General features: G+C 76.0%; 2 protein-coding genes. Both read right to left on the bottom strand.

Going from position 1 to position 9992, the window contains the following annotated elements:
- Nucleotides 1–1781: type I polyketide synthase (locus ACFYO2_RS49045; protein WP_388363891.1), on the bottom strand; the 1781-nt coding region annotated here is incomplete at its 3' end.
- Between the two features lie 59 nt (nucleotides 1782–1840).
- Nucleotides 1841–9992, bottom strand: an 8152-nt coding sequence (locus ACFYO2_RS49040; RefSeq protein ID WP_388363889.1) for an SDR family NAD(P)-dependent oxidoreductase, incomplete at its 5' end; no start/stop codon positions are given.

The following is a 9992-nucleotide window of genomic DNA, read 5'->3' as shown; positions in this document are numbered from 1 at the left end:
GTGAGGTGGTGGGCGAAGACGGGTGAGGTGGTGAGCAGGTCGCGGGCCATGCCGTCCCATTGCGAGCCCTGACCCGGGAACACGAACACCGTCTTGCCGTGATCCCGTACGGAACCCTCCACCACGTTGCCCGCTGGTACGCCCCGGGCAAGGGAGTCCAGGCCCTCGGCCAACTCCTGCCGGTCCCGAGCCACGACCACGGCCCGCCGCTCCAGCTGACGGCGCCCGTCCGCCAGCAGACCGGCGACGTCCGCCGGTCGCAGCTCCGGGTGCTCGTCGACGTAGGCACGCAGCCGCTCGGCCTGGGCACGCAGGGCCGCCTCGGACTGCGCCGACAGCAGCCACGGCGCCGGGCCGTCCGCCTCGTCCGGTTCCTCGGTCGTCTCCCCGCCGTCCACGGGTTGTTCGAGGATGACGTGGGCGTTGGTGCCGCTGATGCCGAAGGAGGAGACGGCGGCGCGGCGGGGGCGGTCCTCGGGGGTGGTCCAGGTGTGGTCTTCGGTGAGGAGTCGGACGGCGCCCGCTGTCCAGTCGACGTGTGGGGTCGGCTCGTCGATGTGCAGGGTGCGGGGGAGGTGGCCGTGGTGCATGGCCTGGATCATTTTGATGATGCCGCCGACTCCGGCCGCGGCCTGTGTGTGGCCGATGTTGGACTTCAACGAGCCGAGCCACAGCGGGTGGTGGGCGTCGCGCTCCTGGCCGTACGTCGCGAGCAGCGCCTGTGCCTCGATGGGGTCGCCGAGTTTGGTGCCCGTGCCGTGTGCCTCGACCGCGTCGATGTCGGCGGGGGTGAGGCCCGCGTCGGCGAGCGCGGCGCGGATCACGCGCTGCTGCGACGGACCGTTCGGCGCCGACAACTGACCGCTCGTACCGTCCTGGTTGACCGCCGAACCCCGTACGACCGCGAGCACCGGGTGGCCGTGGCGGCGGGCTTCGGAGAGCCGTTCGACCAGGAGCAGGCCGGTGCCCTCGCCCCAGCCGGTGCCGTCCGCGGCCGCCGCGAACGCCTTGCAGCGGCCGTCCGGCGACAGGCCGCGCTGCCGGCTGAACTCCACGAAGAGGCCCGGCGACGCGATCACCGTCGCCCCGCCCGCGAGCGCCAGATCGCACTCGCCCTGCCGCAGCGACTGGATCGCCAGATGCAGCGCGACCAGTGACGACGAGCACGCCGTGTCGACGGTGACCGCCGGGCCCTCCAGGCCGAACGTGTACGACAGCCGGCCCGAGGCGACCGAGCCCGCGCTGCCCGTGCCGATGTAGCCCTCCAGGCCGTCGGGTGCCTGCTGGATGCGGCCGCCGTAGTCCCCGTACATGACGCCCGCGAACACGCCCGTGCGCGAGCCGCGCAGCGAACTCGGGTCGATCCCTGCCCGCTCGAACGTCTCCCACGCCGTCTCCAGGAGCAGCCGCTGCTGCGGATCGATGGCGACCGCCTCGCGCGGGCTGATCCCGAAGAACGCCGGGTCGAACTGGTCGGCGTCGTGCAGGAACCCGCCCTCACGTGCGTACGACGTGCCGGTCCGCTCGGGATCGGGGTCGTACAGGCCCGCCAGGTCCCAGCCCCGGTCGTCGGGGAACCCGGAGACGGCGTCGGTGCCCGACTCCACGATCCGCCACAGGTCCTCAGGTGAGCGCACCCCGCCCGGGTAACGGCAGGCCATGGCGACGATCGCGATCGGCTCGTGCCGCTCGGCCTCCACCTCCGACAGGCGCTGCCGGGTCTGCATCAGGTCGTTCGTCACGCGCTTGAGATAGTCGCGCAGCCGGTCCTCGTTCGACATGGGTGGTCAATCTCCTTGGAAGGGGCGGGAATCCGAGGTCGCGGGGGAGGGGCGGGCGGTCAGCCGGAGCCGAGCTGGTCGTCGATCAGGTCGAACAGCTCGTCGTCGGTGGCGTCCGTCAGCCGGTCGGCCGCCGGTGCGGCGGCCGGGTCCGGGCGCAGGCCGGGGGCGAGGCGGTCGAGGACCGTGGCCAGGCGGGCCGCGAGCCGGTCCCGGGCCTGTGCGTCGAGGCCGTCGGCATCGACGGCCGCCTCCAGGCCGGCCAGGTGTTCCAGCGCGGCGGCGGCCGCCCCGGGCAGCCGGTCGGACAGTTCCTGCAGCAGATGCGCGGCGAGCGCGGTCGCCGTCGGGTGGTCGAAGAGCACCGTGGTGGGCAGCCGCAGCCCGGTCTCGGCGCCGAGCCGGTTACGCAGTTCCACGGCGGTGAGCGAGTCGAAGCCGAGGTCCAGCAGGCCGCGGTCGGCCGGCACGGTCTTGTCCGGGGCGTGCTGGAGGACGTCGGCGATCGTGGCCCGTACCAGGTCGAGCGCCACGCGCGGGCGGTCCGCGTCGCCCGCCTCGGCCAGCTTGCGCAGCCACGGCGAGGCGCCGGCGGGGGCGTCGGCGCCACGCGCCGCGTCCCGCACGGCCGGGGCCGGGACCAGCGCGCGCAGCAGCGGCGGCACCCGTTCCGGGTCGCCGAGCCCGCGCAGGGCCGTGGTGTCCAGGCGGACCGGCACCGTCGCGGGGACACCGGAGGCCAGCGCCGCGTCGAACAGGGCGAGCCCGTCCGGCACGGACAGCGGGGCGACGCCGGTTCGGGCGATCCGGGCCAGGTCGGCGGCGGACAGGGCGCCGCCCATGCCGTCCTCGGCCTGCCACAGCCCCCAGGCGAGCGACGTCGCGGGCAGACCGCGCGCGTGCCGGTGCTGCGCGAGGGCGTCCAAGTAGGCGTTGGCGGCCGCGTAGTTGGCCTGTCCGGCGTTGCCGATGACCCCGGCCACCGACGAGAACAGGACGAACGCCCGCAGCCGCGGTGCCGAGTCGGCGGTCAGGTCGTGCAGCAGCCGTGCGGCGTCGGCCTTCGCCCGCAGGACCTCGCGCACCGCCGTGTCGTCGAGCGAGGTGAGCGTGGCGTCGCGGGTGACACCGGCGGCGTGCACCACACCGGTGAGCGGATGCGTGTCCGGTACGTCCGCGAGCAGCGCCGCGAGCGCGGCCCGGTCGGCGGTGTCGCAGGCGACCACGCGGGCCTCGGCGCCGAGCGCGGTGAGCCGCTCGACGAGCTGCCCGGCGCCCGGTGCCGCGGGCCCGCGTCGGCTGGTCAGGAGCAGGTGCCGGACGCCGTGCCGGGTGACGAGGTGCTCGGCGACCAGGCCGCCGAGCGCCCCGGTGGCGCCGGTCAGCAGCACCGTGCCGTCCGGGTCGAGCGGCGGCACCCGTGACGAGACCCCGGCCACCCGGGCCAGGCGCGGCACGAGGACCCGGCCCTCGCGGAGCGCGACCTGCGGTTGCCCGGACGCGACGGCGGCGGGCAGTGCGCGCAGTGACGCCTCGCTGCCGTCGGTGTCAGCCAGGACGAACCGGCCCGGATGCTCGGTCTGCGCGGTGCGCACGAGCCCCCAGAGCGCGGCGTGCCCGAGCGCGTCCAGCGGTTCCCCGTCGCGCGGCGCCGTCGCCCTGGTCGTCACGACGACCAGCGGCGCCGTGGCCCGGGCGTCGTCGAGCCGGGCGCGCAGGGCGGGCAGGACGTGGGCGACGGCGGCGTGCGGGTCGCGCGACGCGCCGTCCGGCGCGTGCAGCACGTCGTACCCGGTCACCTCCGATGCGCCCGGCACGTCGTACGCAGACGCGTCCGGCAGGTCCGCCCGTGTGTCCGTGGTGGGCGACACCCACTCCACCCGGTGCAGGGACCGGGCCGCCGTGCGCGAGGTCACGAGCCGCGCCGGGTCCGTCTCGCGGATCGCGAGTCCGTCGGCCGTCAGCACCGGCGCACCCGTCTCGTCGGTCAACTCCACTGCTACGAGCTCCTGTTGGCCGTCCGGGACCGGAGTCAGACGGACGCGCAGGACGGTGGCGCCCGTGGCGTGCAGCCGCACCCCGTGCCAGGCGAACGGCACCCGCAGCCCGCCGTCGGGGCCCGGGCCGTCCAGCGCGAGGGGGTGCAGCGCCGCGTCGAGGAGCGCCGGATGGACCGTGAAACCGGCGCCGTCCGCGGAGTCGTCGACGGCCCGGTCCGGCAGAGCGATCTCCGCGAGATGCCCACCGCCCGCGGCCTGCCACGCGGCCCGCAGACCGCGGAACGCGGAACCGTACGCGTACCCCAGCGCGGCCAGCCGCTCGTACGCGTCGCCGACCGGCACCTCGGTCGCGTCGGCGGGCGGCCACGGTCGCGGGGACGCGGACGGCGTCGGGGCGGCGTCGGGCGCGAGCACACCGGCGGCGTGCGTGGTCCACCCTCCCTCGGCACCGTCCGAGGCCTCCGCGGTGTCCTCGCGGGCGTGCACCGTGAGGGTGCGCAGGCCCGCGTCGTCGGCCCGGCCCACGGTTACCTGGAGGCGCACCGCACCCTCCTCCGGCAGGACGAGCGGCGTGTGCAGCGTCAGCTCCCGCACCACCGGGGCCGCGGTCTTCGCGCCCGCGTACAGGGCGAGTTCGAGCAGAGCGGTACCGGGCAGCACCGCCGAGCCGGACACGGTGTGGTCCGCCAGCCAGGGGTGGCTGCGCGCGGACAGCCGGCCCGTGTACACATTGCCCGTGCCGTCGGCCAGCTCCACGGCCGCGCCCAGCAGCGGATGCCCCGCGCCGGTGAGCCCGGCCGCGCCGACATCGCGGCCGCGCCCGGCCGGCACGTCCAGCCAGTACCGCTCCCGCTGGAACGGGTAGGTGGGCAGCTCGGTCCGCTCGCCCACGCCGTGGTGGGCCCGCCAGTCCACGTCGCCGCCCGCGACGTGCAGGGCGCCGAGCGCGGCCGCGAACGACGCGCCCTCGGGCCGGTCGCGGCGCGCCAGCGGCACCAGCGGCGCGGCGGCGCCGAGTTCACCGAGCGTCTCCTCGGCCATCGTGGTCAGGACGGCGTCCGGCCCGATCTCCAGGTACGCGCCGATCCCCTCGGCGTGCAGGGCGCGCACACCGTCCGCGAAGCGCACGGCGTGCCGCACGTGCCGCACCCAGTGGTCGGCGGAGACCGGCTCGTCGGCGTCGGCGAGGCGGCCGGTGAGGTCGGAGACGAACGGCAGCCGCGGAGCGGCGAACGCGATGCCGTCCAGGACCTGCCGGAACTCGTCCAGCATCGGTTCCATCAACGGTGAGTGGAAGGCGTGGCTGACGGTGAGCCGCCGGGTGCGCGCACCCTGAGCCCTGGCCCGCTCGGCGATCGAGAGGACCGCCTCCGCCGCGCCCGAGACCACCGTCGCGCGGGGGCCGTTCAACGCGGCGATCGCGGCCAGGTCCTCGACACCGGCGAGCAGCGCCGCGGCCTCCTCCTCGGCGACCGACAGCGCCACCATCGCGCCACCGGAGGGGAGTTGCTGCATCAGGCGTCCGCGCGCCGTCACCAGGCGGGCGGCGTCGGACAGCGACAGGACACCGGCCGCGTGGGCCGCCGCCACCGCGCCGACGGAATGCCCGAGCACCGCGTCGGGGCGCACCCCGCGGCTCGCCGCGAGCCGCAGCAGGGCGACCTGGTGAGCGAAGAGCGCGGGCTGCGTGAAGGCCGTCTCGTCGAGCAGCGGGTCCGCGCCGAACACGAGGTCCCGCAGCGACTGGCCCAGGTGCGGGTCGAGCTGGGCGCACACCTCGTCGTAGGCGTCGGCGAACTCCTCGTAGGACTCGTACAGTTCACGGCCCATGCCGGGCCGCTGGCTGCCCTGCCCGGTGAAGAGGAACGCGACGCGCGACGCCGGGCCGGACGGCTCGCCGCGCAGCAGCGCCGGCGCGCTCCCGCCGTCCTCGAGGGCGGTCAGGGCGCGCAACAGGTCGACACGTCCGCCGCTCGCCACGACGGCGGCACGGTACGCGGGATCGGCGGGCCCGGCGGCCGACGAGCGGGCGAGCACGGCCGGTTCGAGCCCGGGGCGGGCCTCGGCCAGCTCCCGGACCTGCCGGGCCCGGGACCGCAGGGCCTGCTCGTTGTGGCCGGACAGCACGAGCACCGGGTCGGCGACGGGCCGCGCCGGCGCGTCACCGGGGGCCGACTCGCCCTCCGCGGGCGGCTGTTCGAGGACGACGTGCGCGTTGGTGCCGCTGATGCCGAACGACGACACCCCGGCCCGGCGCGGCCGTCCGCGCTCCGGCCACGGCGTCGGTTCGGTCAGCAGCGCGACGGCACCCCTCGACCAGTCGACGTGCGGGGTCGGCTCGTCGACGTGCAGGGTGCGGGGCAGCACACCGTGCCGCATCGCCAGGACCGACTTGATGACACCGGCGACCCCGGCCGCGGCCTGTGTGTGACCGATGTTGGACTTCACCGATCCGAGCCACAACGGCTCGTCCGCGGCGCGCTGTTGACCGTACGTCGCGATCAGGGCCTGCGCCTCGATCGGGTCGCCCAGCCTGGTGCCGGTGCCATGCGCTTCGACCGCGTCGACGTCGGCGGGGCTCAGGCCGGCGTCGGCGAGCGCGGCGCGGATGACGCGCTGCTGCGACGGGCCGTTCGGGGCGGTCAGGCCGTTGCTGGCGCCGTCCTGGTTGACCGCCGAGCCCTTGACGAGGGCGAGGACCCGGTGGCCGTTGCGGCGGGCGTCGGAGAGCCGCTCCACCAGCAGCAGGCCCGCGCCCTCGCCCCAGCCGGTGCCGTCCGCGGCCGCCGCGAAGGGCTTGCAGCGGCCGTCCGCCGACAGGCCGCGCTGCCTGCTGAACTCCACGAACGTCGCCGGGCTCGCCATCACCGTGACACCGCCCGCGACCGCCAGATCGCACTCGCCGCTGCGCAGCGCCTGCGCCGCCAGATGCAGCGCGACCAGCGACGACGAGCACGCCGTGTCGACCGTGACCGCAGGCCCCTCCAGGCCGAACGTGTAGGCGACCCGGCCGGAGGCCACGCTGCCCGCGCTGCCGCTGACCAGATAGCCCTCGACCCCATCCGGCGCCTGCCCGCCCTGGTGCAGCCGCGCCCCGTAGTCGTTGTACATGACGCCCGCGAAGACGCCGGTGCGCGAGCCGCGCAGCGAGCGCGGGTCGATGCCGGCCCGCTCGAACGCCTCCCACGCCGTCTCCAGGAGCAGCCGCTGCTGCGGGTCCGTGGTCAGGGCCTCGCGCGGGCTCATCCCGAAGAACCCCGGGTCGAACTCCGCCGCGTCGTACAGGAATCCGCCGTGCCGCGTCGCCGACGTGCCGGTGCGCTCCGCCCGCGGGTCGTACAGCGTCTCCAGGTCCCAGCCGCGGTCGGCGGGGAACTCCGACACCGCGTCCGTGCCCTCGGCGACCAGGCGCCACAGATCCTCCGGCGACGCCACCCCGCCCGGGAACCGGCAGGCCATCGAGACGATCGCCACCGGGTCGTCGTCGACCCGCACGGCCGCCGCCACGTCAGCGCCTGGGATGTGCGACTGCCCGTTGCCGCCGGGTAGTTCGGACAGGAGCTGCCGGGCGAGCGCGGCCGGGGTCGGGTGGTCGAATACCAGCGTCGCGGGCAGCCGCAGACCGGTCGTCGCGCCGAGCCGGTTACGCAGGTCGACCGCGGCGAGCGAGTCGAAACCGAGGTCGGTGAAGGCGCGGCCCTCGGCGACCGCTGCCGTGTCGCTGTGCCCGAGCACCGTCGCGACCGTGCGGCGTACGAGGTCTAGGACGAGCCGCTCCGCCTCGGGCCGGGCGAGCCCGGACACCCGCTCGGCGAGCGTGCCACCGCCCTGTCCCTGCCCGGCCCCGTCCGGGGCCGCCGCCGTGCGCCGCGCCGGACGCGTACGGACCAGGGAGCGCAGCGGCGCGGGCGGCACCGAGCCCGCCGCGCCGAGCGCGGCCGTGTCGAAGCGGGACGCGACGAGCACCGCGGGCCCGTCGCCGCCGAGCGCCGCGTCGAAGAGGCGCAGCGCCGCCTGCGCGGGCAGCGGCGCGATTCCGGCCCGCCGGAGCCGGGCCAGGTCCGCCGCCGACAGCGTGGCCCCCATGCCGTCGAGGTCCTGCCACAGCCCCCAGGCCACCGACCGCGCGGCCAGTCCGAGGCCCCGCCGGTGCTCGGCGAGCGCGTCCAACTGGGCGTTGGCGGCGGCATAGTTGGCCTGTCCGGCGTTGCCGATGACCCCGGCCACCGACGAGAACAGCACGAACGCGACCAGATCGTGGCCGCGCGTGAGCTCGTGCAGGTGCACGGCCGCGTCCGCCTTGGCGCGCAGCACGGCGTCCAGGCGGTCCGGCGTCAGGTCGGCGAGAACCCCGTCGTCGAGCACACCGGCCGCGTGCACCACCCCCGTGAGCGGATGCGCGTCCGGTACGTCCGCGAGCAGCCCGGCGAGCGCGCCCCGGTCGGAGGTGTCGCAGGCGACGAGGTCGACGTGGGCACCGAGCCCGGTCAGCCGGTCGAGCAACTCCCGCGCGACGGGCGCCGCGGGCCCGCGCCGGCTGGTCAGCAGCAGACGCCGCACGCCGTGCCGGATGACCAGACGCTCCGCGATCAGCGTGCCGAGCGCGCCCGTGGCACCGGTGAGCAGCACGGTCCCGGCACCGAAGGGCCCGACGGCCCCGGCTGCCTCCGGCGAGGCGGCCGGTGCGACGGTGGCCCGGGCCAGCCGCGGCACCAGCACTGCGCCGTCACGTAGCGCGAGCTGCGGTTGCCCGGACGCCACCGCGGCCTCGAGAGCCGCCTCGGACGCGGCGGTGCCGTCGCTGTCGACCAGTACGAACCGGTTGGGGAACTCCGTCTGCGCGGTACGCACAAGCCCCCACACGGCGCCCGCCGCGGGTTCGCGTACGCTCTCGGCACCGGTCGCGGCGACGGCCCCCGAGGTGACGACGACAAGCCGTTCATCACCGTCCCGGGCGGCCCACTCCTGTACGTGTGCCAGGGCGCTCCGCGCGGAATCGACGTGCACCACATGACCACTGACGGACACGGAGACGGGCGCGGCCGTGCCGGTTTCCGGGGCGATCCACGCGATCTCGTACAACGCGTCGTCGCCGGCCCCCGCGGACGCGGCCAACGCGCCCTGCGGCAGCGGCCGCAGAGCGAGCCGCTCGGCCGTGGCGACGACGCTTCCCTCGGGGTCGGTCAGCAGCACCGCCACGGCGTCACCGTCGGCCACGGGCGTGAGGCGCACCCGCAGCGCCGTGGCGCCCACCGCGTGCAGCCGCACCCCGGCCCACGCGAACGGCAGCCGCACCCCGCCCTCCGACCGCAGGGGCAGCAGATGCAGCGCGGCGTCCAGCAGTGCGGGATGGAGCAGGAACCCGCCTCGTTCATAGGCGAGTTGACCAGCCTCCTCCGGTAGGCGGACCTCGGCGAACAGCGTGTCGCCCGACCGCCACGCGGCGACCAGATTGCGGAAGGCGGGCCCGTACGCGTATCCGAGCGCCGCCAGCTCCTCGTACACCTCGTCCGTGTCGACGCGGCGCGCACCCGCGGGCGGCCATGCGGACAGGCTGTCCCGCACCGGCTCCGCGGGCCCCGCCTCCGGAGCCAGCAGACCGGTGGCGTGCCGCGTCCAGGGCGCGTCACCCGACGGCCGGGCATGCACGGAGAACGCCCGCCGCCCCGCCTCGTCCGCCGCCGCCACGGTCACCTGCAGCGCCACGGCTCCCTCGGCAGGCAGCACCAGCGGCGCCTCCAGCGTCACCTCCTCGGCCACCACGGCATCCGTGTGCCCCGCGGCCTCCAGGACGAGCCCGACGAACAGCGCACCCGGCACCAGCGGCACCCCGTCGACCGCGTGGTCGACCAGCCACGGCAGCCGGTTCGCGCCCAGCTCTGCGGCAAACAACAGGCCGCCGTCCCCGGCGAGTTCCACCGGCTCCCCGAGCAGCGGCCCCGACCCGGCCGACGACACGTCCAGCCAGTAGCGCTTCCGCTGGAACGGGTACGTCGGAAGGTCGACCCGCCGGTACGCCCCCGCGCCGGACCCGGCGAAGGCTCGCTCCCACTCCACCGACGCGCCTGCCGCGTACGTCTGCGCGAGCGCCGCCAGGAAACTCCACCGCTCGCCCTGCCCCCGGCGCAGTACGGGTACGGCGTCGGGGGTGTGGGGGGTGAGGGCGGCGTCGGGGCCGATCTCGATGAAGGTGGTGGTGCCTTGGGTGGTG

Origin of the sequence: Streptomyces sp. NPDC006602 (assembly GCF_042870385.1) — a bacterium.
Lineage (GTDB): Bacteria > Actinomycetota > Actinomycetes > Streptomycetales > Streptomycetaceae > Streptomyces.
Note: the sequence above shows the minus strand (reverse complement) of the source record. Positions and strands in the feature narration are given on the sequence as shown.